The 24,839-nt window shown below is 68.7% G+C and carries 21 protein-coding genes; 18 read left to right on the plus strand and 3 right to left on the minus strand.

Annotated features, from left to right (window positions below):
* Positions 1-105: 105 nt before the first annotated feature.
* The 16 genes from ACZ7L9_RS19895 (at position 106) to ACZ7L9_RS19970 (ending at position 16,389) form a co-directional block, all read left to right on the plus strand.
* A complete protein-coding gene (locus tag ACZ7L9_RS19895) occupies positions 106-789 on the plus strand; it encodes a hypothetical protein (protein WP_471416452.1) in 684 nt (227 codons plus the stop codon).
* Positions 790-1,049: 260 nt separating this feature from the next.
* Positions 1,050-2,492, plus strand: coding sequence for a DUF6801 domain-containing protein (locus tag ACZ7L9_RS19900; RefSeq protein WP_471416453.1), 1,443 nt, complete (start codon positions 1,050-1,052; stop codon positions 2,490-2,492).
* 599 nt (positions 2,493-3,091) lie between these two features.
* Positions 3,092-4,087, plus strand: coding sequence for an ABC transporter ATP-binding protein (locus ACZ7L9_RS19905; RefSeq protein WP_471416454.1), 996 nt, complete (start codon positions 3,092-3,094; stop codon positions 4,085-4,087).
* Positions 4,084-4,944: an MlaE family ABC transporter permease gene (locus ACZ7L9_RS19910; RefSeq protein WP_471416455.1), complete on the plus strand. Its 861-nt coding sequence runs from the start codon at positions 4,084-4,086 to the stop codon at positions 4,942-4,944. The genes ACZ7L9_RS19905 and ACZ7L9_RS19910 overlap by 4 nt, the downstream gene beginning before the upstream one ends.
* A 3-nt stretch (positions 4,945-4,947) precedes the next feature.
* Positions 4,948-5,751 carry an MlaE family ABC transporter permease gene (locus ACZ7L9_RS19915; RefSeq protein WP_471416456.1) on the plus strand — a complete coding sequence of 268 codons (804 nt, stop codon included), beginning with the start codon at positions 4,948-4,950 and terminating at the stop codon, positions 5,749-5,751.
* Positions 5,751-7,064, plus strand: coding sequence for an MCE family protein (locus ACZ7L9_RS19920; RefSeq protein WP_471416457.1), 1,314 nt, complete (start codon positions 5,751-5,753; stop codon positions 7,062-7,064). Before ACZ7L9_RS19915 ends, ACZ7L9_RS19920 begins: the two co-directional genes overlap by 1 nt.
* Positions 7,061-8,092, plus strand: a complete 1,032-nt coding sequence (locus ACZ7L9_RS19925) for an MCE family protein (RefSeq protein ID WP_471416458.1) — start codon at positions 7,061-7,063, stop codon at positions 8,090-8,092. Before ACZ7L9_RS19920 ends, ACZ7L9_RS19925 begins: the two co-directional genes overlap by 4 nt.
* A complete protein-coding gene (locus ACZ7L9_RS19930) occupies positions 8,089-9,108 on the plus strand; it encodes an MCE family protein (protein ID WP_471416459.1) in 1,020 nt (339 codons plus the stop codon). Before ACZ7L9_RS19925 ends, ACZ7L9_RS19930 begins: the two co-directional genes overlap by 4 nt.
* A gap of 1 nt (position 9,109) precedes the next feature.
* Entirely contained in the window at positions 9,110-10,222 is a 1,113-nt protein-coding gene (locus ACZ7L9_RS19935) for an MCE family protein (RefSeq protein WP_471416461.1), read from the plus strand.
* Positions 10,219-11,373, plus strand: a complete 1,155-nt coding sequence (locus ACZ7L9_RS19940; RefSeq protein WP_471416463.1) for an MCE family protein — start codon at positions 10,219-10,221, stop codon at positions 11,371-11,373. Before ACZ7L9_RS19935 ends, ACZ7L9_RS19940 begins: the two co-directional genes overlap by 4 nt.
* Positions 11,370-12,632: an MCE family protein gene (locus ACZ7L9_RS19945; RefSeq protein WP_471416465.1), complete on the plus strand. Its 1,263-nt coding sequence runs from the start codon at positions 11,370-11,372 to the stop codon at positions 12,630-12,632. The genes ACZ7L9_RS19940 and ACZ7L9_RS19945 overlap by 4 nt, the downstream gene beginning before the upstream one ends.
* Positions 12,629-13,150, plus strand: a complete 522-nt coding sequence (locus ACZ7L9_RS19950) for a hypothetical protein (protein WP_471416467.1) — start codon at positions 12,629-12,631, stop codon at positions 13,148-13,150. Before ACZ7L9_RS19945 ends, ACZ7L9_RS19950 begins: the two co-directional genes overlap by 4 nt.
* Positions 13,147-13,764 carry a hypothetical protein gene (locus ACZ7L9_RS19955; protein ID WP_471416469.1) on the plus strand — a complete coding sequence of 206 codons (618 nt, stop codon included), beginning with the start codon at positions 13,147-13,149 and terminating at the stop codon, positions 13,762-13,764. Before ACZ7L9_RS19950 ends, ACZ7L9_RS19955 begins: the two co-directional genes overlap by 4 nt.
* 93 nt (positions 13,765-13,857) lie before the next feature.
* A complete protein-coding gene (locus ACZ7L9_RS19960) occupies positions 13,858-14,355 on the plus strand; it encodes a nuclear transport factor 2 family protein (protein ID WP_471416553.1) in 498 nt (165 codons plus the stop codon).
* A gap of 41 nt (positions 14,356-14,396) precedes the next feature.
* Positions 14,397-15,140: a hypothetical protein gene (locus ACZ7L9_RS19965; RefSeq protein ID WP_471416471.1), complete on the plus strand. Its 744-nt coding sequence runs from the start codon at positions 14,397-14,399 to the stop codon at positions 15,138-15,140.
* Positions 15,141-15,162: 22 nt separating this feature from the next.
* Entirely contained in the window at positions 15,163-16,389 is a 1,227-nt protein-coding gene (locus ACZ7L9_RS19970) for a lytic transglycosylase domain-containing protein (protein ID WP_471416473.1), read from the plus strand.
* Between the two features lie 148 nt (positions 16,390-16,537).
* Here the strand turns inward: ACZ7L9_RS19970 and ACZ7L9_RS19975 are convergent, their stop codons facing one another.
* Positions 16,538-17,605: an ATP-dependent DNA ligase gene (locus tag ACZ7L9_RS19975; protein WP_471416475.1), complete on the minus strand. Its 1,068-nt coding sequence runs from the start codon at positions 17,603-17,605 to the stop codon at positions 16,538-16,540.
* A 98-nt stretch (positions 17,606-17,703) separates the two neighbouring features.
* Here ACZ7L9_RS19975 and ligD point away from each other — a divergent pair, with 98 nt between their 5' ends.
* Together ligD and ACZ7L9_RS19985 are read left to right on the plus strand one after the other, a co-directional pair.
* A complete protein-coding gene (ligD, locus tag ACZ7L9_RS19980) occupies positions 17,704-18,714 on the plus strand; it encodes a non-homologous end-joining DNA ligase (protein ID WP_471416555.1) in 1,011 nt (336 codons plus the stop codon).
* Positions 18,711-19,787, plus strand: coding sequence for an ABC-2 transporter permease (locus ACZ7L9_RS19985; protein WP_471416477.1), 1,077 nt, complete (start codon positions 18,711-18,713; stop codon positions 19,785-19,787). The genes ligD and ACZ7L9_RS19985 overlap by 4 nt, the downstream gene beginning before the upstream one ends.
* 12 nt (positions 19,788-19,799) lie before the next feature.
* Here ACZ7L9_RS19985 and ACZ7L9_RS19990 read toward each other — a convergent pair whose 3' ends face one another.
* Both ACZ7L9_RS19990 and ACZ7L9_RS19995 read right to left on the minus strand, forming a co-directional pair.
* Positions 19,800-21,953, minus strand: coding sequence for an OmpL47-type beta-barrel domain-containing protein (locus ACZ7L9_RS19990; RefSeq protein ID WP_471416557.1), 2,154 nt, complete (start codon positions 21,951-21,953; stop codon positions 19,800-19,802).
* Between the two features lie 74 nt (positions 21,954-22,027).
* Positions 22,028-24,523 (minus strand): ThuA domain-containing protein, encoded by a 2,496-nt coding sequence (locus ACZ7L9_RS19995; protein ID WP_471416479.1) that lies wholly within the window; start codon positions 24,521-24,523, stop codon positions 22,028-22,030.
* Between the last annotated feature and the right edge of the window lie 316 nt (positions 24,524-24,839).

Here is a 24,839-nt window from a genome sequence, read left to right on the forward strand (position 1 = left end):
CGGGAGCACCTCCCCAAGAAAAATCCACGGTGGGTCGTGACAGTCCTTTCCGTCTGCGTCGCATCCCACTGATTCCGCAACGGGACACGAAAAGGGAGAAGTTCTATGCGTAGGAAGACGAGCATCCTGACCGCGGCCGCCGCTGCCGCCGCGGTCGCCCTGACCGCTCCTTCGGCGATGGCCGGTCCGACCGCGGCCTGGACCATCACGCCGACGGGCAACTTCACCGGCGCCGCCGGCCAGACCATCCTCACCGACAACGTCGGAAACCAGATCAAGTGCAACACCGCCACGGCCAATGGCAACGCCCCCGCCTCGCCCGTCGCCGGGCCGGTGCTCGCCCAGATCACCACCGCCACGTTCAACGCGCCGTGCACCGGTCCGTTCAGCAGTACCTGGACCGTCACCAGCGAGACCTCCGTAGCCAACGGCCCGTGGCGGATCAACGGCAATACGCCGGGTGGCTACACGGCGGGTGCCGGTGCCAACGCGACCGGTCTGACCAAGGGCTACATCGACAACATCAAGGCCACGGTCACGGGTTCCAGTGTTCTCGGCCCCTGCACCTTCGTGGTGACGGGCTCGGTGGACAGTGAGTACAACAACCCGACCACCGGGGGCGCCAACGGCACCCTCGCCGTCGCGCCCGCCGCGACCAGCCCGCGCACACTGACCATCAGCAACAAGGTGGGCGCCGGCTGCGGAATCGTCGGTGCGACGGCGACCTTCAAGGGCACCTACACCGTCAAGAGCACCTCCGGCGTCTCGCCCGTCATCACCTACAGCTGACCGGCCACCCGCTCGATCTCTCGCTTGGAGCGGATGGCCCGGCCACAGCAGTGACGGCCGGGCCATCCGGTGTGGCGCCGGTGCCCCGGGACGCGCGCGACACTCAAGAAATGACAGCTTCCCGCTCATCGATTGTCACGGATTGCCAAGAAGAGCAGCGGTCGTCGTGCCTCGTGAATCGTTAAAGATTCACTGCTTCCCCTCGGTTACGACGGCGCGTACCGTACCGTCCTGAATGTGAGCCCCGGAGGTATCGAGACATGGCAGGCAACGTGCGCTGGACAACTCGCCAGCCCGCGCGATTTGCCGCAGGTGGCCTCCTGGTCGTCGCGGCCACCTTTCTTCCGGGCGCGGATTCGGCGGCCGATTCGCAACGGGCGGAGACATTCCTCGGCTACAACTGCCAATTCCCGGAAGGTTCGTATGCGATGACGGCCGTCGTCTCGGGGCGATTTCCGGCAGGCGGCAGAGTGGGCCGACCGGTGGAGCCCCGCGATGTGACGGTGGAGGTCGACCTGCCGAAGGCCGCGCTGGACGAGTTGGCGGGGCTCGACGCCACAGCGGTGTCGGCCGTCGTGCAACTGAAGGTCTTGCACGCCATGTCGAAGGAGTCCGCCACCGCCGACTGGTCCGGACTCGAGGCTCCTGCGCAGGACATCGCCGGACAGGACGGTCTCGAGTTCAAGGCTGCGGGAGCGGTCCCGACGGCCGCGTTCGGTTCGCCCGGCACCGCCACCCTGTCCGCCTCGGACCTGACGCTGGCCCTGAGCCCGTTGAAAGAGGACGGCTCGGCCGCCGTACCGGACGGCATCGACGTCGCCTGCCGGCTCGTGGACGGAGCGGACGGCACGCTCGCCTCCTTCACCATCGACGGCCCAGCGGCGGAGAAACCCGTCGAGCCGCCCCCCGACCTTCCCGACCTCGCCGGGAAACTCCCGCCCAGCCAGCGGGAGAAGCTGAATGACGCCCGTCGCGCGGCCAGGGCGGAGGGCGACACCGATCCTGAACCGTGCCCCTTCCCGCCGTTTTCCATTCCCACGCCGGCCGAGACATATGTGGCAGGGTTCACGAACGTCAAGAAACTCGACTCGGCGGCGCGGCTCGGGCCCGCACACCTGAACGTCGTTCTGATGAAGACGTACATCGCCGATCCGTGCACGGACACCTTCACGGTGCTCAGCGAGGCGGACTTCGACTACAACGGGCTTCGGCAACTGCCTCCGTCGCAGGGGACATTCCTCACCTACGGATTCATGCCGACCACCGCGACCATGGTGTTGTCCCAGGTGGGCCCGCCCGCCCTCATCAAGTCCGTCAGCCACAACTCCGACCCCAGGATCCCGGAGGACACGACCGTCACCGCCGACTTCGAACTCACCATCAGTGATGTCCGTGTCAATGGCGAACCCCTCGACGTGGGCCGCAACTGCCGGACGGTCAAACCGATCAAACAGACACTTTACGCGTTCGGTACGGGGAATCCGCCCTCGGGATACACGGTCAACCGCGGCGGCACCATGAGTGGTGAAACCTATATCCCGGCATTCACGGGCTGCGGTGTCGACGAGGACCTGTCACCACTGATGACGGCATCCATATCCGGCGGCGGAAACTACATCAAGATGACGCAGGCCCCGCTGTGCGTGGTCAGCAACCCCGACAGCCCGGACTGTCCCGCGAAGAAGCCCATTCCGGAACGCTGAACCCCTCCGACGGCCGCCGGCCCCGACCCTGCAAAGGGCCGGGGCCGGCAGCCGTGCTGCTGTGCGGCCCGGGCGTGCGCTTCTGCGTGGCCACGCACGTGCGGCAGGTGCCAATCCCCGAGTGGACGACCTTCCCACGCCCTTCGGAATTCATCACCCCCGGACAAATTTTTCCTGTCGACCACTCAGTCGATTACAAGTGATCGCTGCCCCTCGGGCAGCGATCAGAAAGTTCGGCGTCCAGTATTGCGAAGTCAGGTTACTCAGTCGTAGCGTCCCGTATGGCCAGCACGGAAATGCGTCAGTATCCGCTTGTCGGGGACCCGCGGCTCCGGTGCGTCGGGCCGTGGGCCCCAACCTCTCCACCCGGGTGCTTGCGCAAGTTTCGACAAATCCGGGCGACTGATTTGTCAACGAGTGACAAGTGATCCACGTCCAGTACATCGTTCGTTGATTTCCGCTGTTCAACGGCTTGTCCTGGCGGTTTCGACGGACATACCGTGCGCCTCCTGGTGCATGGGTGACGAGCCGCCATTGGATTTCTCAGAGCCGGAGCGCTGACAGATGACTTCGTTCACAACAACTTCGAAGGAGGGCCAATGGGGATCGAAGTAGTCGTCGAGGGCCTCACGAAGTCCTTCGGCAAGCAGAACATCTGGCAGGACGTCACCCTCACACTGCCCGCCGGCGAGGTAAGTGTCATGCTCGGTCCTTCCGGCACCGGAAAGACCGTGTTCCTGAAATCCGTCATCGGTCTGCTGAAGCCCGAGCAGGGGCGCGTTCTCATCAACGGCGTCGACATGGTGAACAGTCCCGAGCGCGACATCATGGAGACCCGGAAGCTCTTCGGGCTCATGTTCCAGGACGGCGCCCTCTTCGGCTCGATGTCGCTCTTCGACAACATCGCCTTCCCGCTGCGCGAGCACACCCGCAAGAAGGAATCAGAAATCCGCCGGATCGTCATGGAGCGGATCGACATCGTCGGTCTGCTCGGCGCCGAGGACAAACTCCCCGGCGAGATATCCGGCGGTATGCGCAAACGCGCCGGACTGGCCCGAGCCCTCGTCCTGGACCCCCAGATCATTCTGTGCGACGAACCGGACTCCGGACTCGACCCGGTCCGCACCGCCTACATCTCCCAGCTGCTCATCGATCTCAACGCGCAGATCGACGCCACGATGCTCATCGTCACCCACAACCTCGACATCGCGGCCGCCGTCCCGGACAACATGGGCATGCTGTTCCGCCGCAAACTCGTCACCTTCGGGCCGCGTGAGGTGCTGCTCACCAGCGATGTTCCGGTCGTCGCCCAATTCCTCGCGGGGCGCCGCGAGGGCCCCATCGGGATGGCCGAGGAGAAGGACGCCGCCACCCTCGCCGCCGAGGAGACGAACGGCTACGGCGTCGGCATCGGTTCCGCCAGCGGCCCGCGCACCGTTGTACCGCAGCTGGAGCCGTCCCCCGGCATGCCCGTACGGCAGGCAGCGCTGCGCCGCCGGGAACGGGTCCTCTCGATGATGGGCCGGCTGCCGGAGGCCGCCCGTACCGCCATCATGAAGAGCTACACCGCGGACGCGGGCGGTGGACGCCCGTGACGGCCCCCATGCCGGTACGGCCTCCCGAGCCGCCCACGGCCGGCGCGGCCGACGCGACCGGGCCGAAGACGCCGGAGCAGCGGCCTCCCACGCGGCTGCTCGCCCCGCTGCGCGAGACGGGGAAGCTGTTCTCCCTTGCCGGGACCGTGAGCCGAGACATCTTCCGCAGGCCCTTCCAGGTACGGGAGTTCATCGAACAGTTCTGGTTCGTCGCCGGCGTCACCATCCTGCCCGCCGCCCTCGTATCCATCCCGTTCGGCGCGGTCATCGCCCTCCAGGTCGGCTCGCTGACCCAGCAGCTCGGTGCCCAGTCGTTCACCGGCGGCGCCAGTGTCCTCGCCGTCATCCAGCAGGCCAGCCCCATCATCGTGGCGTTGCTGATCTCCGGTGCGGCGGGCTCGGCGATCTGCGCGGACCTCGGCTCGCGGAAGATCCGCGAGGAACTCGACGCGATGGAGGTCATGGGCGTCTCGCCCATCCAGCGCCTCGTCGTCCCGCGCGTCCTCGCCACCATGCTCGTGGCCGTCCTGCTCAACGGACTGGTCTCCGTCGTCGGCACGCTCGGCGGCTACTTCTTCAACGTGATCCTGCAACACGGCACCCCCGGGGCCTATCTCGCCAGCTTCTCCGCCCTCGCCCAGCTCCCCGACCTGTACATCAGCGAGGTAAAGGCGCTGATCTTCGGCTTCATCGCGGGCGTCGTCGCCGCCTACCGCGGACTCAACCCGCGCGGCGGCCCCAAGGGCGTCGGTGACGCGGTCAACCAGTCGGTCGTCATCACCTTCATGCTGCTGTTCTTCGTGAACATGATCCTCACGGCGATCTATCTCCAGATCGTCCCCGCGAAGGGGAGCTGACCGATGTCGATGCTCAGCCGGCTGGATCGATCGGGCGACCAACTCGCCTTTTATGTACGGGTGTTGCTCTGGATCCCGCGGACTCTGCGGCGCTACGTGCGCGAGGTCCAGCGGTTGCTGGCCGAAGTGGCGTTCGGCAGCGGAGGTCTCGGCGTCATCGGCGGCACCATCGGCGTGATGATCGCGATGACCCTCTTCACCGGCACGGTCGTCGGCCTCCAGGGCTACGCCGCCCTCGACCAGATCGGCACCTCCGCCTTCACCGGCTTCATCTCCGCCTACTTCAACACCCGCGAGATCGCCCCGCTCGTCGCCGGACTCGCGCTCTCCGCGACCGTCGGCGCCGGCTTCACCGCCCAGCTCGGCGCGATGCGGATCAACGAGGAGGTCGACGCCCTGGAGGCGATGGGCGTGCGGTCCATGCCGTACCTCGTCACCACCCGGATCATCGCCGGAGTCGTGGCGATCATCCCGCTGTACGCGATCGGGCTGCTCTCCTCGTACCTGGCGTCCCGCTACATCACGATCCTGTTCAACGGACAGTCCGCGGGCACCTACGACCACTACTTCAATCTCTTCCTCTCCCCGGACGACGTGCTGCTGTCGGTGCTCAAGGTGCTGATCTTCAGCGTGATGGTGATCCTCGCCCACTGCTACTACGGCTTCCACGCCACGGGCGGGCCCGCCGGAGTGGGGGTGGCCGTCGGCCGGTCGGTGCGCAACGCCATCGTGCTCATCAGCGTCACCGACTTCTTCCTCTCGCTCGCCATCTGGGGCGCCACGACGACGGTGAAGGTGGCCGGCTGATGAATGCCAACCGGGCGCAGACCGTGCGCCGCAGACTCGCCGGAATCACCTTCCTCCTCGTGCCCGCCGTGCTCGTATGGGTGTCGGTCTCGGTGTACAACAAGGACTTCACCGACGACGCCACCGTGACCGTACGCACCGGTAGCGTCGGCAACGAGATGCACGAAAACGCGGATGTGAAGCTGCGCGGCGTCGTCGTCGGGCAGGTCCGCACTATCTCGGCCGACGGGGACGGGGCCCGGCTCACCCTCGCGATCCAGCCCGACAAGCTCCACCGCATCCCCGCCGACGTGAGTGCCCAGATGCTGCCCACCACGCTCTTCGGGGAACGGTTCGTGGCGCTCGTACCGCCCGGGACGCCGTCCGCGCAGACACTGCGGGCCGGGGCCGTCATCCCGCAGGACCACTCCAGCAACGCCATCGAGCTGGAGGAGGTGCTCGACAACGTCCTGCCGCTGCTGACCGCAGTCAAGCCGGAGAAGCTCGCCGCCACCCTCGGCGCGGTCTCCCAGGCACTCGAAGGACGCGGCGAGAAGCTCGGCGACACCCTCCTCACGCTCGACGCCCACCTGAAGAAGTTCAACCCCCAACTCCCCACGCTCAACGCCGACATCAAGGAACTCGTCAGGGTGAGCAAGGTGTACGGGGATGCCGCGCCCGATGTCCTGGACGCGCTCACCGACTTCACCACCACCAGCGGCACCATCGCCGAACAGCAGGCGGAACTCGCCGACCTGTACGGGTCCACGACCGCCTCCGCGCAGGACATCACATCCTTCCTCCGGGAGAACAAGGACAACCTGATCCGGCTCTCCGCCACGGGCCGGCCGACGCTGGAACTGCTGGCACGGTACTCGGACGAATTCCCCTGCACCTTGCGGACCATGGCGGGCTTCGTCCCGGCCATGGACAAGGCGCTCGGCAAGGGCACGAACCGGCCCGGACTCCACGTCACCGTCAAGGCCGTGAAGTCCAAGGGCAAGTACGTGCCCGGCAAGGACACCCCGGTGTACGACGCGACCGGCGGACCGCACTGCTACTCCGTGCCGTACCTCGGCCGGACCGTACCGACCGCGGACGCCCGTACGGCCGGGGCGATAGCGCCGGCCGGCCGGCCACGCGCCGATGAGCCGACCGGCGCCGCGCCCCCGGACACGGACTCCGCCCTCGGCATGCCCAATTCCCCGCAGGAGAGCCGGCTCGTCAACGAACTGGTCGCTCCCTCACTGAAGGTCCAGCCGCAGACCCTGCCCGACTGGAGCAGCGTGCTCATCGGTCCGGCCTTCCGCGGTGCGGAGGTGAAGCTCAAGTGAAGCGCCGCTCTCTCGCCGGGCCGCTCGCGAAATCGATCGTCTTCGTTCTGGTGACCGTTCTGGCCACCACCGTCCTGGCCCTGTCCATCGCCAATACGGGCGTCGGCGACACCACCACGTACAAGGCCAGGTTCACCGACGTCACCGGACTGATCGTCGGTGACAGCGTCCGGATCGCCGGGGTGAAGGTCGGGCAGGTCGAGTCCATCGAGGTGGCCGACAAACGGCTCGCCGAGGTCGGCTTCGCCGTCCGCAAGGGGCGCAGGCTGCCTGCCTCGGTGACCGCCTCGATCAAATACCTCAACATGGTCGGCCAGCGGTACATCGACCTCGACCAGGGCGCCGGACCGGTCGGCCGCAGCTTCACCGCCGGGGCGACCATTCCGCTCTCCCGCACCACCCCGGCGCTCGATCTCACCCAGCTCTTCAACGGCTTCCAGCCGCTCTTCGAAGGGCTCTCCCCGCCGGACGTCAACCAGCTCGCGGGCTCCATCGTCCAGGTGCTCCAGGGCGAGGGCGGCACCGTCGACAGCATCCTCCAGCACGTCGGCTCGCTGACCGGCACGGTCGCCGCGAAGGACAAGGTGATCGGCGAGGTGATCAAGAACCTCAATACGGTCCTGAAGACCGTCAACGACCGCGAGGCCGGCTTCAGCGACCTCGTCGTCACCCTTCAGAAACTCGTCACCGGCTTCTCCGGCGACCGCAGACCGCTCGGCCAGGCGGTCACCGCGATGGGTGCGCTCACCACCGTCACTGCGGACCTTCTCGGCGACGGCCGCAAACCCCTCAAGGACGACATCAAACAACTCGGCCGTCTCTCCGACCAGTTGGGCAAGGGCACCCCGCAGATCGAGAACTTCCTGCGGAAGACCCCGGCCAAGATGGAAGCGATCAGCCGCCTCGCCTCGTACGGCTCGTGGCTCAACCTCTACCTCTGCGAAGCCAAGGTCAGCGGTGTGAGCACCGACGACGGCAGCGCCCCGCCCACCGGCATCGTGGTCGCGAAGCCGAGGTGCCAGGCATGAGAATCAAACCCGTACGGGAACGCAACCCCGTCGCCGTGGCCCTCGTGGGACTGCTCGTCCTCGCCCTCGTCGGCCTGGCCGCCTACCGCGCCGACTCGCTGCCCTTCATCGGCGGCGGCACCACCTACAGCGCCGACTTCACCGAATCCGCCGGACTCGGCGAGGGCGACGAGGTGCGGGTCGCCGGAGTGAAGGTCGGCGAGGTCACCGGCGTGTCGCTCGACGGTTCCAAGGTGAAGGTCCGTTTCAAGGTCAAGGACGTCTGGATCGGCAACTCCTCCACCGTCGGCATCGCCATCAAGACACTGCTGGGCGAGAAGTACCTCGCCGTCGACCCGCTCGGCGACGCCCCGCAGGATCCGCACGAGCGCATCACGGTCAGCCGCACCACGTCGCCGTACGACGTCACCCAGGCGTTCAACGGACTCGGCGAGACCATCGGGGAGATCGACACCCAGCAGCTCGCCAAGAGCTTCGAGACGATCTCCGCCACCTTCAAGGACTCCCCGCCGGACGTGAAGAGCGCCGCAGACGGGCTCTCCGCCCTCTCCAGGACGGTCTCCGAACGCGACGCCCAGCTCGCCACTCTCCTCAAGGGCAGCAAGCAGCTCACCAAGACCCTCGCCGGCAAGAAGAGCAGCTTCGAAACCCTGCTGGAGGACGGCAATCTGCTCCTCGGCGAGATCCAGGCGCGCCGCGACTCCATCCATCTGCTGCTCACCGGCACCCGGAACCTGGGCACCCAGCTCACCGGCCTCGTCGAGGACAACAACAAACAGCTGGGGCCCACCCTGGACTCGCTCGGCCGGGTCACCGCGGTGTTGGTGAAGAACCGCAAGAGCCTCGACAAGGTGCTGTCGCTCGCCGGTTCCTACAACCGGCTCGTCGGCAACACTCTCGGCAGCGGCCGGTGGTTCGACAACTACGTCTGCGGGGTCGTCCCGAAGAACTACCTGCCCGCCGGCACACCGGCGGGACCCGAATGCAAGCCACCCAAGCAGCAAGGCGGCCGATGAGATGAGAATGACGCGCATCGTCGGCATCGGCGCCGGACTCGCCGTCGTGGCCGTCGCGGCCACCACGGGTGTGATGGCGATGGACGACGAAGGAACGACGACCATCACCGCCTACTTCGACCAGGCCACGGGTGTGTACGCAGGATCGGACCTGCGGATCCTCGGCGTCAGGGTCGGCAAGGTCGAATCGGTCACGCCGCACGGCCGCGAGGTCGAGGTCACCCTGCGGGTCGACAAGGGCATCAAGGTCCCCAAGGGGGCGCACGCCGTGGTCGTCGCCCCCAGCCTCGTCGCCGACCGCTACGTCCAGCTCGCCCCCGCGTACAACGGCGGACCGCAGATCGCGGACAACGCCGTACTGCCCGCCGCGAACAACGCCACGCCCGTCGAGGTCGACCAGCTGTACGAGTCCATCACCGAGCTCTCCACGGCCCTCGGCCCCGACGGAGCCAACGCGGACGGCGCGCTCTCCGGTCTCCTCGACACCGGCGCCAAGAACCTCGACGGCAACGGAAAGGCCATCGGGAACTCCATCGAACAGTTCGGCAAGGCGACCAAGACTCTCGACAAGAGCAGCGGGAACCTCTTCGACACACTGTCCTACCTGCAGTCCTTCACCACCATGCTGAAGGACAACGACGGCAATGTGCGCGCCGCCGAACAGCAACTGAACTCCGTCACCGGATTCCTCGCCGACGACAAGGAGAACCTCGGCGCGGCACTGAAGGAGCTGGGCACCGCCCTGGGCCAGGTCAAGAGCTTCATCCAGAAGAACCGCGGCGCCCTGAAGTCGAATGTGGACGCCCTGGTGCCGCTCACCCAGACCCTGGTCGACCAGCGTGCCTCGCTCGCCGAGTCGATGGACACGCTGCCGCTCGCGGCGGACAACGTGGTCAACGCCTACGACCCGGTGAACCGCACCCTCAACGGCCGTACCAACCTCAACGAGCTCTCCATGGGAGGGCCGCTCACCGAGGCCCCGGCACTCGCGGGCCTCGCACCGGTGGACGCCGCGCGTCAGAAGGCGCTGCCCGCCCTGCCGCTCCCGACCGTCGGCACCGTCTACGGCACCCCGGCGAAGACCGCCACGGAGAAGAAGGGGCCGAACCGATGAGCCGCGCACTGCGCAGACCCGGAGCCCGCACCACCGGCGTCGTCGCGGCGCTGGCCGTGGGCGTCGGCCTGGCCCTGGTCGTCACCGGCACCGGCCTGCCGTCGTTCACCGGCATCGACCAGCTGCCGCTGCCCGGCGGCGCAGACCTCGGCGACCACCCGTACGAGATCACCGCGGAGTTCGCGGACGTCCTCAGCCTCGCCCCGCAGTCCTCGGTGAAGGTCAACGACGTCGCCGTCGGCCGCGTCACCAGGATCTCTTTGAACTCGGGCAGCTGGAACGCCAAGGTCACGATGCGGGTCAACGGCAAGGTCGAACTGCCCGAGAACGCCTACGCCCACCTCGAACAGTCCAGCCTCCTCGGCGAGAAGTACATCCAGCTCTCACCGCCCGCGAGCGGCACCGCCCGGGGCAGGCTCGCCGACGGAGACCGGATCCCACTGACCCGGACCAACCGCAACCCCGAGGTCGAAGAGGTCTTCGGCGCCTTGTCGATGCTCCTCAACGGCGGTGGCGTCAACCAGCTCAAGACCATCACCACGGAACTCGACAAGGCACTCGCCGGACAGGAACCCCAGGTCCGTTCCATGCTCAACCGGGTCGACACCCTCGTCACGAACCTGGACGGCCACAAGGGAGACATCACCGACGCACTCGACGGCGTCAACCGGCTCTCCGCCACCCTCGCCACCCGCAAACAGGACGTCGGCACGGTCCTGACCGGGCTCAGCCCCGGCCTGAAGGTCCTGGAGAAGCAGCGAGGTTCGCTCCTCACCATGCTCCGCTCGCTCGACACCCTCTCCACCGTCGCCGTCGACACGGTCAACAAGAGCAAGGCCGACATGATCGCCGACCTCAAGGCCCTCGCCCCCACCCTCAACGCGCTCGCCGACTCGGGGAGCGATCTGCCGGACTCCCTCCAGGTGCTGCTCACCTACCCGTTCACGGACGAGGTGCTCCGCGGGGTCAAAGGGGACTACCTCAACGTCTATCTGGATGTGACGGCCATGCCCGGCACGCAGATCATCCCGCCGCTGGTCCCGGACACCGCCCAGCCCACCGCGGTCGGTACGAGCGCGAACTCCGGCTCGGCGCTGCCCCTGCCACTGCCCCCGGTCTCCACGGCGGTCGCGGACGGGAGCGGCCGGTGATCACCCTCGCCGTCCGGCTGAAGAACATCGCCTTCCTGGTCATCGCGGTGCTCGTCCTCGGCTACCTCGGGGTGCGGTACGCCGACCTCGGCCACTACATCGGCCTGCGCGGCTACTACACCGTCACCGTCCAACTCCCGCGCACCGGCGGTCTGTACACCCACTCCGACGTCACCTACCGGGGCGTGTCCGTGGGCCGGGTCGGGCCGATCGAACTCACCGACGACGGAGTCGAGGCCGAACTGCGCATCGAGAAGGACGCCCCGAAGATCCCGGACAGCCTCACGGCGGTCGTCGCCAATCTCTCCGCGGTCGGCGAGCAGTACATCGACCTGCGGCCCACCCGTACCGACGGCCCGTACCTGGCGAACGGCTCGGTCATCGACCAGGCCGACACCACCGTCCCGGCCCCCGTCACCAACGTCCTCACCAGCGTCAACGACCTGGCGGGCTCCGTCGACCCGGAATCCCTGCGCACCGTCGTCGACGAGTTCGGCACCGCGTTCGAGGGGCGCGGCGACGACCTCCAGGTCCTCCTGGACACCGGAAGCGACTTCGTCCGGGCGGCCGACGACGCCCTCCCCGTCAACACCCGGCTCATGGCCGACGGCGAGACCGTGCTGCGCACCCAGGCCGAACAGGGCGAAGCACTCAAGGGCTTCGCCTCCGGTGCCGAGCAACTGGCCGCCGAGCTCAAGGGATCCGACACCGACCTGCGCAGGCTGATCGCGGTCGCACCCGACGCGACCGGCCAGATCAGCGGACTGCTGCGGGACCTCGACCCGAGCTTCGGCGTGGTCGTCGCCAACCTTCTCACCACCTCCGAGGTCGCCGTCACCCGGCAGCGCGGACTGGAGGAACTCCTGGTGAAACTGCCCGCGGTGGCAGCCGCGGGATCGAGCGCGGTGGACAGGAACGGCGCCCGGTTCGGCATGTCGGTCACCTTCTTCGAACCCCTGCCCTGCACCGCCGGATACGGCTCCACGGTCTACCGCGGCGGTCTCGACACCTCGGCCGGACCACCCGTCAACACCAAGGCCCGCTGCACCTCGTCGCCCGGCACCGGCATCAACGTCCGGGGCAGCGCCAACGCACCGAAGGGCGGCGCCGTGCCCGAGCCCGCCAAACCCGGATCGATGCTCCTCGGACACGGCTCGGCGCACCGGCTCCCCGGCACCCTCGGCGTCAGCGGGGCCACCCCGCCGGCCGCCGACGGCATGGCCGGCCTGCTGGGACTCGGACAGGGAGGCGGCGCATGACGCCCCGTACGAAGACCCTGACCGGCTGGGCGGCACTGCTCGCCGCCGCGGTGATCTGCGCACTCGGCGGCTGGTCGTACGCCGACGCGCGCGGCGACGAAGACCTGTCGTACGCGAAGAACCGCGATGTCGCGCTGGCCGACGGAAAGCGTCACCTCGCCCGGCTGAACAGCCTCGACGGGAAGGATGCCAAGAGCGTCGACGCGGGCCTCGACGCCTGGCTCGAATCCTCCACCGGGCCGCTGCACGACCAGCTGGGGCGCACTCGGAGCAAGGACGCGAGCGAACTGACGAAGTCCGGCTCCACCGCCCGCGGCAAGGTCACCGACGCGGCGCTCACCGCACTCGACGAGCGCACCGGTACGGCGGAACTGATCGCGACGGTCGATGTCGACGTCACCCCGCGCACCGGCAAGGGCGGCACCGAACGCAAACGCTTCGAGGCCACGCTCGCCCGTACCGCGGACGGCTGGAAGGTCAAGGCCCTCACGGCGATTCCGGTCAGGGGCGGCGCATGAAGGAGCGGGGAGGGGCGGCGGTCGTGAGCACGGACGTGGACGCGGAGGCCGTCGAAAACACGGAGGAACTGGACGCGGTCGCCGGTGAGGACGGCACGGTCCCGCCCGGGGCGGGCCGCCGGTGGCCGCGCGCCGTGGCAGCAGTTCTGGTCGTGGCGCTCCTCGCGGCCGGTGGCGGACTCTTCGCCAAAGGCAGGCAGTTGCGCGACACCCCCGCCACCTCGAACCGGGCGCTGACCGACAGCGCGGCGACCACCCGGGTCGCAGGTGATGTCAGCAACGCGCTCGGCAAGGTCTTCTCGTACAGCCCGCAGGCCACCGACGTCACCAAGGAATCGGCGAAAGAACTCCTGGCAGGGACGGCGCTCAAGCAGTACGCGGCCCTGTTCGGCCAGGTCGAGAAGCAGGCCGTAGACCAGAAGCTGACGCTCACCACCCACGTCGTACGCGCCGGGGTGACCCGGCTGACGGACAGCAGCGCCCACCTGCTCGTCTTCCTCGACCAGGTCTATGAACGCGAAGGCAAGCCGGCCACCACGGCGGCGGCACAGCTCTCCGTCACGGCCGAACTGCGGGACGGCCACTGGACCGTCGTCGAGATCACCTCCAGATAGCAGAGCCCACACTCGTCCGACTCAGCACGGATCGGCCGCAGGGGAGAGACAGCAATGGCATGGGTACGGATGACGAAGAACCTGCTGGTGGCGGTGGCGGTGGCGGTCGCGTTGACGGTCGCGGCGGCCGGCGCGGCAGGCTGGGGCGGGGTGTCCCGTTACGACGCCGCGCACGACGAATCGGCGGCGTACGCACAGGCCCGCGACGAAGCGCTGGCCGCGGGCGAACAGGCCGTGCAGAACATGAACACCCTGGACCACCGGAAGCTGGCGAAGGGCCTCGACAGCTGGGAGGACTCCACCACCGGCGATCTTCACCAGCAACTCGTCGACGGACGCGACGCGTTCGTGAAGCAGATCCAGCAGGCGAAGACCGTCAGCACGGCCCAGATCCTGTCCGGGGCGGTGACCGAACTCGACGACCGGGCCGGCAAGGCCGGGGTGATGGTGGCTCTGCGGGTCACTGTCACCGCTCCCAAGGGCAAGCCCGCGGTGAAGGAGAGCCGGATGCTCGGGCAGCTCACCCGTACCTCCGAGGGGTGGAAGCTCAGCGCCCTCGGCCAGGCGCCCGTCGGCAACACGGCCGGCTGACGCCGCCGACTCCCACCCCGCCACCCGAGAGGACCCCGGACATGTCGACGACCCGTCACCTCGTCAACCGTCAACGCCGTCTGGCCACCGTCGCCGCGGAACGCGCCACCGCCACCGCTGCCGTCCCGCCGAGCAAGCCCACGCCCCCCGGCCGCTCGCGCGACGAGCCCGCAGGGACCACGGCCGGGGAGGACACCACGGTCGAGGACACGGTCGACGACGACGCCGATACGGGGGAGGAGGCGGCACCGCGACGCAAGCGGCCGCCCCGCCTCCGCCTCCGGCTGCCCGCCGTCCTCTGTGCCCTCACGGTGCTCCTCGGCGCCTTCGCCGCCTGGGCGTTCGGCTCGGCCGCGAGCCTGCGCGACGAACCGGCCCGCCGGAACACGGCCCTCACCGACATCGGCCGCACCAGCGAGGTGAAGGGGCAGATCTCCGAGGCGGTGGGCGCGGTGTTCTCGTACAACTACGCCTCGCCCGTCAAGTCCGAGCGTGCGGCGAAGAGTTACCTGGTCGGCCGGGCGGTCCAGCAGCACGCGGACATGCTCGCGCAGGTACGGGCGCAGGGTCAGCAGCAGAAGTTGGTGCTGACCACGACCGTCACGGACAGCGGTGTGGAACTCCTCGACGGCGACCGGGCCCGGCTGCTGATCTTCGCCGACCAGAGCAACACCCGTACCGGCACGTCGGACGAGACGACCTACGCGGCGGCCATGTTCGCCGTGGACGCTGTTCGCCGCGGCGACACCTGGCGGATCTCCGGCATCGACACGTTCGCCCGGTGACCCGGGGGAGAGGGGAGCACGCATGAGGTTCAACGGCATCATGCGCCGGGGAATCGGCGGCACGGCGGCCGCGGTCGCCGCGATGGCCGCGCTCACCGGGTCCCAGGCACCGGGACTCGTCCGCCATCAACAGACCGCGAAGGAGCGCCAGGAGTCCGACGAGGTCACGTGGTCGCACGTGGCCAACGACGACTCCTACCACACCGAACTGCCGCCGCTCCAGTCGCCGACGCCGCCGAAGGCCGGTGTGGAGCAGAGCCCGGCCGTCGCGCGGGCGTGGGCCGAGGCGGGCATCCCGGCCACGGTGCTCGCCGCCTACCGCGAGGCGGAGAGCGCGCTCGGACGCACCGACCCCGGATGCCATCTGCCGTGGCAGTTACTCGCGGCGATCGGCAAGGTCGAGTCGGGCCAGGCGGGCGGGGGACGGGTCGACGCCCACGGCACGACGCTCGGCCCGATCCTCGGGCCGGTCCTCGATGGCGCCGGATTCGCCAACATTCCGGACACCGACGGCGGCGAGTACGACGGCGACAGCACCTACGACCGGGCGGTCGGCCCGATGCAGTTCATCCCGTCCACCTGGGCCCACTGGGGCAAGGACGGCAACGGCGACGGCCGCCGCGATCCGAACAACGTCTACGACGCCGCACTCGCCGCCGGGTACTTCCTCTGTGCCGGACCGCGCGATCTGTCGGTGAAGGCCGACCTGGACCGGGCGATCCTCAGCTACAACCACTCGGACACCTACCTGCGCACCGTGCTGTCCTGGCTCGAGTTCTACCGCAAGGGCATTCACCCGGTGGCCGACGGCAAGGGCACCGTCCCGAAGAGCCCCGGCGCGGGCGGACCGAACAAGCCGACGCACCCGGTGGGCGGTCCCGGAGCCCCGGGTGGCGGCATCGTCATCGGCCCGCCGCCCGGCGGTTCGCACGGCCCCTCGCCCTCATCGTCCTCGAAGCCCTCCGGCCCACCGACGAGCTCCACGCACCCCACCGGCTCCCCGGACCCCACCGATCCGGGCACCGCCTCACCCGACCCGACCGACAGCGGACCGGCCTCCCCGGACCCCGGCACCAGCCCCGACCCCGGCACCTCGGCCCCCGGCCCGGGCACGGACCCCGGCTGCCCGAGCGACTCGCCGTCACCGGACCCGACCGGCTCGACCGGAACCACCGAGTCGCCGACTCCCGACCCGGGCACGACCGAGGAGCCGTGCGCCACGCCCTCGGGCTCAGAGCCTGTCGGGTGACCTTCGATCGGGGAGCGGACGCGGCGTGGTGCGTGCGATTCCAAGGCGCCGGGATGGCCTCGTAGCAGAGCTACTAGGGCATTTCGGCAACGCCGGAAGCGTGCGTGCCACGTCGTGGCCGCCCGATCAGAGGTCACCCGACAGGCTCTCAGCGCCCGCCGGCTGACAGCACCTCGGTCAGGTCGTACCGCACCACCTCTTCCAGCTGCGCGTACGTGCAGCCGTCCGGGGCGCGGTCCGGCCGCCACCGGCGGAACTGCGCGGTGTGCCGGAAACGGTCGCCCTCCATGTGGTCGTACGCCACCTCACAGACCCGTTCCGGGCTGAGCGCAACCCAGGACAGGTCCTTCTTGCCCGACCAGCGACTCGGTGCCCCGGGCAGTCGTGACCCCTCGTGCGCCGCCGCGTCCGTCCAGGCCGCCCACGGGTGGTCGGCCGACTCGATGCGCAGTGGTTCCAGCTCCTCCAGGAGCTCGGCGCGCCGCTTCATCGAGAAGGCCGCACAGACCCCGACGTGCTGCAGGACGCCCTCGGCGTCGTACAGGCCGAGCAGCAGCGAGCCGACGACCGGGCCGCTCTTGTGGAGGCGGTAGCCCGCCACCACGCAGTCGGCGGTCCGCTCGTGCTTGATCTTGTACATCACCCGGGTGTCGGGGCGGTACGGCAGATCGAGCGGTTTGGCGACCACGCCGTCGAGCCCCGCGCCCTCGTACCGGTCGAACCACTCCCGGGCGACAGCCGGGTCCGTGGTCGCCGGCGCCAGGTGGACGGGCGGCGACGCGGCGGACAGGGCGGCCTCCAGCACGGCACGCCGGTCGGACTGCCGGACGGAGAGGAGCGAATCGTCGCCCACCGCCAGGATGTCGAAGGCGACCAGACTGGCCGGGGTCCGCTCGGCGAGCAGCCGCACCCGGGAATCGGCGGGGTGGATGCGCTCGCTGAGCCGGTCGAAGTCCAGCCGGCCGCCGTACGCGATGACGATCTCGCCGTCGATCACACAGCGCGGCGGCAGATTGTCGCGGACGGCGGTGACCAGTTCGGGGAAGTAGCGGGTGAGCGGCTTTCCGGTGCGGCTGCCGATCACCACCTCCTCGCCGTCGCGATGCACGATCGCGCGGAATCCGTCCCACTTGGCCTCGTACTGCATACCGGGCGGGATCTTCGAGACGGACTTGGCGAGCATCGGCTTCACAGGCGGCATCACCGGCAGATCCATGGCCCCGATTCTTGCCGACGGACGCGCCCACGTCTCCCGATATGCGGCATATGTGGACCCGGCCTACCGTGACCGTCATGGGTGCAGCGGGAAAAGCGGTGGAGTTCGAAGCCGACGGACGGGCCGTACGGCTGTCCAGTCCGGACAAGGTCTACTTCCCGGCGAAGGGCTATACGAAGAGGGACGTGGCCGAGTACTTCCTGGCCGTGGGCCCCGGCATCACACGCGCCCTGCGCGACCGGCCGACCACCCTCCAGCGCTTCGTCGACGGTGTCGAGGGCGAGTTCTTCTACCAGAAGCGGGCCCCGAAGAACCTTCCCGACTGGATCCCCACCGCCAGGATCGACTTCCCCAGCGGTCGTTCCGCCGACGAAGTCTGCCCCACCGAACTCGCCGCAGTCATCTGGGCGGCCAACCTCGGCACGCTCACCTTCCACCCCTGGCCCGTCCGCAGGGCCGACACCGACCACCCGGACGAGCTGCGCATCGACCTCGACCCACAGCCCGGAACGGACTACGCGGACGCGGTGCGGGCCGCCCACGAGCTGCGGTCCGTCCTCGACGAGCACGGTCTGCGCGGCTGGCCCAAGACCTCCGGCGGCCGGGGCATCCATGTCTTCGTCCCCATCGAGCCGAAGTGGACCTTCACCGCGGTCCGGCGCGCCGCCATCGCCACCGGACGGGAACTGGAACGCAGGATGCCTGACCGGGTGACCACCGCATGGTGGAAGGAGGAGCGCGGCGAGCGGATCTTCGTCGACTACAACCAGACCGCCCGCGACCGCACGATCGCCTCCGCCTACTCCGTTCGCCCCTTCCCGCACGCCCCGGTCTCCGCCCCGCTGCGCTGGGAGGAGATCGACGACGCCGAACCGCGCGACTTCGACATCAGGACCATGCCCGGGCGCTACGCCGAGGCCGGTGACGTGCACGCGGACATGGACGAGCACGCGTTCCGGCTCGACGGGCTGCTGGAGCTGGCCGACCGGGACGAGCGGGAGCACGGGCTCGGCGAACTGCCGTACCCACCGGAGTACCCGAAGATGCCCGGCGAACCGAAACGGGTCCAGCCGAGCCGGGCCCGGCACGACGAGGACGGCTCTGGATGAGCGCACCCGACCTGGAGCCCTCCGCACCGCACGGAGCGCATGGCCGGCCGCTGAGCCGTGGCCAGAAATGGGCCGTGTACAAGGACTCGCCGTACCTTCCCGCGACGGTTCTGTTGTTCATCCTCGCTGCCGCCGCGGGACTCTTCGCCGGTTCCTACACCTACGCGATGGCCAATCCGACCCCGCACCGGATCCCGACCGCCGTGGTCAGCCCGCCGACGGCACGGGGCAAGGAGTTCGTGGCCGCCATGGACAAGGCGCTCGGCGCGTCACTCGTCATCCACCCGTATCCGACCGCGGCACAGGCACGCGAGGCGCTGGAGGAACAGGAGGCCTTCACGATCGTGCGGTCGGACAGCCACGGGGTGACCCTGGACGTCGCCGGCGCCTCGGGCGCGTCCGTGGCACAACTGCTCACGGAGTCCGCCGTGAAAGTGGGAACCGGAATCGGCGTGCCGGTCACGGTCAGGGACGTCAAACCGCTCCAGAAGGGCGACCCGCGCGGGCTGGCGCTCTTCTACATCTCGCTCGCGGCGGTGATCGTCGGCTTCGTCGGCGCGATCCAGCTGAGTGTGCACGCCCGGGCGCTGCTGCCGCTGGAGCGGATCCTCTTCACCATCGCGTACTCGCTGCTGGGGGCCTTCGCCATCGCCGCCGTCGTGGACTGGCTGCTGGGCGCCCTGGACCTGCCGTTCCTCCACTCCTGGCTGATCCTCGCCTTCGCCATGTTCACGTCGGGGATGGTCTTCACCATGTTCAACACCTTCATGGGCCGCTGGGCGATGCTGCCCACCTGGGGGGTGATGGTGCTGCTGGGCAATCCGTCCTCCGGCGGTGCGGTGTCCTGGCCGCTGCTGCCGTCGGTCCTCGGGCACATCGGCCGCTGGCTGCCCCCGGGGGCCTCGGTCAACGCCCAGCACACCGCCGTCTATTACCAGGGGCACCAGTTCCTCTTCCCGTACCTGGTCCTCGGGGCCTGGGCGCTGGTCTCCTGCACGGTGTTCTGGGTGTGGCGCCACCGGCATCCGGGAGGCCGTGACCGCATGCCTCAGCACGCGGCCACGGCCACCTGACGCCGGTGGGGGCTACAGCTCCTTGATGCGGATGTCGCGGTACGAGACCACGTCCGTGGCGCTGTGGACCTGGAGCCCGATGTAGCCGGAGGCGTACCGCCGGCCGTCGGTGCCCGGGTCGTCGCCCCGCGGCGGCTCGAAGACCTGACCGCCGTTGTTGTCGAACTCGTTCAGCAGGACACCGTTGCGGTAGACCGAGTAGTGCTGGTCCACCACCCGGATCTCGTAGTCGTTCCAGGTGCCCTTGGGGGTGACCCCGGCCCCGGCCAGACCGATCCGGTCGAAGCCGTAGATCGAGCCGGTCTTGTACATGTCGCCGTCCGGCCGGTCGAGGATCTGCACCTCATGGCCGTACTTGATGGCGACCCACTCCGGACGCGACTCCTCGGGGTTGTCGTGGACGTTCGGGAAACGGACGAACACACCGCTGTTGGCGTTGCCCGCGCCGGGGGCGTCGTCGCGCCACTGGAGCTTCAGCGAGAAGTCGCCGTACTGCCGGCCCGGGAACCACAGCATGCCCATGCCGTCCACCGTGGTGGAGCTGGTGATCGTGCCGTCCGGATTGAGCCCGAACCTGCCGCCGCCCACCTGCTGCCACTTGGCGAAGGACGCCGCCGTGCCGTCGAAGAGCTTCTTGTAGCCCTCGTCCTGGCCCGGCATGCCGATCCCCGACTGCTTGGCCGCCCGGTAGATCTTCTTGTGCTCGCGGGCGTCGATCACCCCGGCGGCGAGCAGCTTGTCGAGGACGGTGTCGACGTGCTTGAGGAACAGCGCGTGCGAGGACCAGTCCTTCTCGTCCTCGATCAGCTCATTGATGGTGCAGCGGTTGCCGGTGATGCGGTTGGGAACCCCGGTGTCGACGGTGCCGACGATGACGGTGAGCCGCTCGTCGAACTCCGGGCAGTTGGGCGCCGGTACGCCTCCGCTCTCCGCGACGGTGAACGACACCTGCTTCGCGACGGAGGTGTTGCCGGCCTTGTCCGTCGCCCGGTGAGCGACCGTGTGGTAGCCGACGCGGTCGACGATGACGGTGGTGGTGTACGCGAGGTACGGGCCGCCGTCGAGCGAGTACTCGATCCTGTCCACGCCCGACTCGGCGTCCGTCGCGGTGACGGTCACCTTGGCACTGGTGATGTAGGCGTTGTCCGAGTTCTTGTCGCCCTCCACCTTGGCCGAGGTCTCCGGCGGAGTCTTGTCCTGCGTCGGCGGCGCCACGACGGTGAAGTCGACCGACTTCTCGGCCGCGGCGTTGCCGGCCTTGTCGGTGGCTCGGTAGCGGACCTGGTGCGTGCCGGTCTCGTGCACCATCACGGGTGCGGTGTACGGCTGCCAGGCGCCGTCCGCGCCGATCGCGTACTCGATGGTGTTGACGCCGGAGCCGGTGTCGGAGGCGGTCACGGTGACCGTCGCCATCCCCAGGTACCGCCCCTGGTCGTCCTTCTCTCCGGAGACGGTCGCCGAGGTTTCCGGCGGGGTCTTGTCGTCCGTCGGCGGTGCGGCGACCGCGAAGTCGACGGACTTCTCGGCTGCGACGTTGCCCGCCTTGTCGGTGGCGCGATACCGGATGGTGTGCGTTCCGACCTCGTTCACCACGATCGGTGCGGTGTACGGCTGCCAGGCGCCGTCCGCCCCGACCGCGTACTCGACGGTGTCGACACCCGAGCTGTCGTCGGTCGCCGAGAGGGTGACCGTCGCCTGGCCGACGTACGCGCCGTCGGCGTTCTTGTCACCGTCGACCTTCGCCGAGGTCTCGGGCGCGGTGGTGTCCGTACCGCCGCCGTCCGTGACGGTGAGGATGCCCTGCATCGCCTCGTGTCCCGGCATGGTGCAGTGGTAGAAGTACCGGCCGGGGGAGAGCGTGACCTCGGCGGTGTGCTTGCCGCCCTGGTCGTCGGCCGGATTGGCCAGGATGTTCAGCGTGACGTCGTTGTTGAACTCCGGGTCCGAGACGCTGAACGTCAGGGTGTGCGGCATCCCCGTGGTGTTTCCGGTCGCCGCGCTGTTCTCGAAGACGATGGTCGCCTTGCCGGCCACGGCCGTCTTCGGGGCGGACAGATAGTGGTCGATGGGGTCGCCCGCCGTCCAGGTGAGGACCTGGTCGGCCGCCGCGGTTGCCGGAGCCGCCGTACGGCCGTACGCCGCCGTCGAGGTCAGCCCCAGCACCATCAGGAACGAACCCAGCAGCGCGAGCCACAACCGGACGGGCCGGTACCGCTGTCGCGAGAAGATCGAACGATGTCTCACCGCACGGCCGCCTTCCTGGCGAGATCCTCGGCGGCCGGGGTCGGACCGCCGCCCTTGTACGTCACACGCCACAGCGCGGACTTGGAGTCGGAGGTGAAGAAGCCGCGCCCGTAGTCCAGGACGTACAGCGAACCGTCCGGGGCGAACTTCCAGTCCATCAGGTTGCGGATGCCGTCCGCCCCGACCGGAATGATTTTCTTCAGGGATTCGGCGTGCGTGGGCAGACCGCCCCTGCCGGCCGTCTTCGGGTCGGTGAGCACGGCGTGCCGCGGCTGGGTGTCGTCGTAGAAGTCGCCGACGAACCACTTGCCGTCCCAGTAGGAGGGCCACTTGTCGGCGCTGGTGCTCGTCGCGTCATAGCGGTAGACCGGGCCGTTCATCGTGGCCTGACCGCCTCCCTTGAGCCACGGCAGCAGCTGCTTCTGCTCCTCCGTCCTGTAGCTCGGGATGCCGTTGGCGTCGCGCGGGTAGTCCACACCACCGCCCTGCGGCGAGTACCAGATGGTGTTGGAGGTGATCGGCGGCAGGTTCACCAGACCGTCGTTGTTCGGCGACTCGTTCTTGGGGTGATCGCAGTCGTACCAGCCGAGCGGCTTGCTCGGGTCGGGCAGATTGCGGTCCCGGTAGGGCTGCTTGTTGCCCATGCAGTACGGCCAGCCGTGGTTGCCCGCCTTGGTGATCGCGGCGAACGTGTCGTACTTGGCCGGACCCCAGGTGGTGGACGGTGCGCCCGCGTCGGGGCCGACCCAGCCCGCGTAGAGCGTGTCGGTCGATTGGTCGATGGAGATACGGGCCGGGTTGCGAACCCCCATCACATAGATCTCGCCGCGGGTCCTGCCGCCGCCCTCGTCCGGCTCCTTGCCGGTGAAGAGATTGCCCTCGGGCAGGGTGTATGTGCCGTCGTCCTCGGGGTGGATCCGCAGGATCTTCCCGTTGAGATTGTTCGTGTTGCCCGCGGTGCGCCGGGCATCGGCGAAGGAGACGCCCTTGTAGTTCGGCTGCGGGTTGTTGCCGGAGTAACCGTCGCTGAAACCGGAGGAGTTGTTGTCACCGGTCGCGATGTACAGGTTGCCCCTGGAGTCCCAGGCCATCCCGCCGCCCGCGTGGCAGCAGCTGTGGACCTGGACCGGCCAGTGCAACAGCACCTTCTCGGAGGACAGATCAAGCTTGTTGGTGGCCAGGTCGAGAGTGAAGCGGGAGACCTGACGGACCGCCATCTGTCTGTCGCGGTCGATCTTCGAGTGCGGTGTGTAGTGCAGATACACCCAGCCATTCTTCTCGAAGTCCGGGTCCAGCTCTATCCCGAGCAGCCCCTCCTCGACCTTGATCAGCTCGTCGCCGCCGCCCTTGTTGCCGAAGATCGTCAGCTCACCGGCGAGGGTGACGTTCTTGGTCTTCGGGTCGTAGACATGGATCTGTCCGAGACCCTTGCCGATGTCGGGGTTGTTCCAGTCGGTGACGACCGGCTTGCTGCTGTCGGCGCCGCCGCGCCCGATGTACAGGGCCCGCCCGTCCGGGGCGACGACCAGGCCGTGCGGCTCGCCGATCTGGTCGTTCTGCCCCGGCTGATTGGGCTGGGTGACGCGCTCCGCCTTGTAGTTGGAGGTGATCGCCGCCTTGCAGTCGGCCTGCGAGATCCGTGTCGTCCAGTTCAGCGCGCCGCGCAGGTGGTCGCGGAAGTCGGTCTCCGCGAAGCTGTCGACCGTACCGCCCATCGCCGTGTAGAAGGAGCGGCCACCGTCGTAGTCACGGCACCAGGAGACCGGGTGGTCCCAGCCGTTGGCACTGGCGCCCGGCTGGTACGTGATCTCCCGGACGCGCGCCACGGTGTGCACGTCGCCGGACGGATTCTTCGTCCAGTTCAGCCACTTGTCCGGGCGCTTCCACTCCAGCGGCAGGTTCTTCGTCGCCGGATGCTGCCGGTCGCCTATCTCAACCGTCGCACGCTGTACGTTCGTTGGACTGTTGGCCGCCGGACGGGCGCCGACCAGACCGGTGAACCAGTCCGAGTACGGCTCGGTGCGCGCCGCGTCATGGATGCCGAGGAAGCCGCCGCCCGCCTCCATGTACGCCTCGAGACCGGCCTCCTGCTCCGGATCGAGCACATCGCCGCCACCGGTCAGGAAGACGACGGCGTTGTACTTGCCCAGCTGCTTGCCGTTGGTGAAGACGGCGGGGTCGTCGGTGGCGACGGTCCTGAACCGACCGGCCTCCGGCCCGGTGAGCCCGATCTTCTCGATCGCCGCGATTCCGGCATCGACGGTCGGGGACTCCTCGGTGGCGGAGGCGTGGAACACCAGAACCTTGACGTCGGCGCCGCCCGGCGGTGACGGTAAGGACAACGTTGTCGCCAGGTTCTGCGGGCCCGGTTCCGGATAGGGTCTGGCGCTGGCGGCGTTACCGCCGAGCAGGGAAGCGGCCAGTGCGCCGGCCGCCAGGGCCGCCGCAAGTCCGCGTCGCGATCTGGACCTGTGATGTGGTGTGCGCTGCATGTGGTCACCCGCCCCTCTTTGGTCACTGCAACAGCCGACGAAGCTAGACCTCTTTTCGCGACTCGCCAATAGCTATGGCAGTAAAAGCACGAACTTTGTCCTGGGTGTGGATAAACGGAGATCCCCCGGCTACGGTGTGGGCCGTCCGGGGGGCACCTGCGCCCCGCCAACCTCGGTAACGTCCGAAGCCGCCGCGATCGCCGTAACCTCCGTAACCTCCGTAAGTCCCGCAGTCTCCGCGACCTGGCAGTCTCCGTGATCCGGGCAGTCCCCCGCGATCCGGGTGCGTTGCGTAAAACTCCGTAAATTCCTTAGT

The sequence above is a fragment of the Streptomyces sp. NPDC111516 genome, from assembly GCF_055635345.1.

What these genes read in the sequence shown, in the direction of transcription:
- ACZ7L9_RS19895 (WP_471416452.1), top strand. Translation starts at nt 106, where the DNA reads ATGCGTAGGAAGACGAGCATCCTGACCGCGGCCGCCGCTGCCGCCGCG.
- ACZ7L9_RS19900 (WP_471416453.1), top strand. Translation starts at nt 1,050, where the DNA reads ATGGCAGGCAACGTGCGCTGGACAACTCGCCAGCCCGCGCGATTTGCC.
- ACZ7L9_RS19905 (WP_471416454.1), top strand. Translation starts at nt 3,092, where the DNA reads ATGGGGATCGAAGTAGTCGTCGAGGGCCTCACGAAGTCCTTCGGCAAG.
- ACZ7L9_RS19915 (WP_471416456.1), top strand. Translation starts at nt 4,948, where the DNA reads ATGTCGATGCTCAGCCGGCTGGATCGATCGGGCGACCAACTCGCCTTT.
- ACZ7L9_RS19920 (WP_471416457.1), top strand. Translation starts at nt 5,751, where the DNA reads ATGAATGCCAACCGGGCGCAGACCGTGCGCCGCAGACTCGCCGGAATC.
- ACZ7L9_RS19930 (WP_471416459.1), top strand. Translation starts at nt 8,089, where the DNA reads ATGAGAATCAAACCCGTACGGGAACGCAACCCCGTCGCCGTGGCCCTC.
- ACZ7L9_RS19935 (WP_471416461.1), top strand. Translation starts at nt 9,110, where the DNA reads ATGAGAATGACGCGCATCGTCGGCATCGGCGCCGGACTCGCCGTCGTG.
- ACZ7L9_RS19940 (WP_471416463.1), top strand. Translation starts at nt 10,219, where the DNA reads ATGAGCCGCGCACTGCGCAGACCCGGAGCCCGCACCACCGGCGTCGTC.
- ACZ7L9_RS19950 (WP_471416467.1), top strand. Translation starts at nt 12,629, where the DNA reads ATGACGCCCCGTACGAAGACCCTGACCGGCTGGGCGGCACTGCTCGCC.
- ACZ7L9_RS19955 (WP_471416469.1), top strand. Translation starts at nt 13,147, where the DNA reads ATGAAGGAGCGGGGAGGGGCGGCGGTCGTGAGCACGGACGTGGACGCG.
- ACZ7L9_RS19965 (WP_471416471.1), top strand. Translation starts at nt 14,397, where the DNA reads ATGTCGACGACCCGTCACCTCGTCAACCGTCAACGCCGTCTGGCCACC.
- ACZ7L9_RS19970 (WP_471416473.1), top strand. Translation starts at nt 15,163, where the DNA reads ATGAGGTTCAACGGCATCATGCGCCGGGGAATCGGCGGCACGGCGGCC.
- ACZ7L9_RS19975 (WP_471416475.1), bottom strand. Translation starts at nt 17,605, where the DNA reads ATGGATCTGCCGGTGATGCCGCCTGTGAAGCCGATGCTCGCCAAGTCC.
- ACZ7L9_RS19985 (WP_471416477.1), top strand. Translation starts at nt 18,711, where the DNA reads ATGAGCGCACCCGACCTGGAGCCCTCCGCACCGCACGGAGCGCATGGC.
- ACZ7L9_RS19990 (WP_471416557.1), bottom strand. Translation starts at nt 21,953, where the DNA reads ATGGTGCTGGGGCTGACCTCGACGGCGGCGTACGGCCGTACGGCGGCT.
- ACZ7L9_RS19995 (WP_471416479.1), bottom strand. Translation starts at nt 24,523, where the DNA reads ATGCAGCGCACACCACATCACAGGTCCAGATCGCGACGCGGACTTGCG.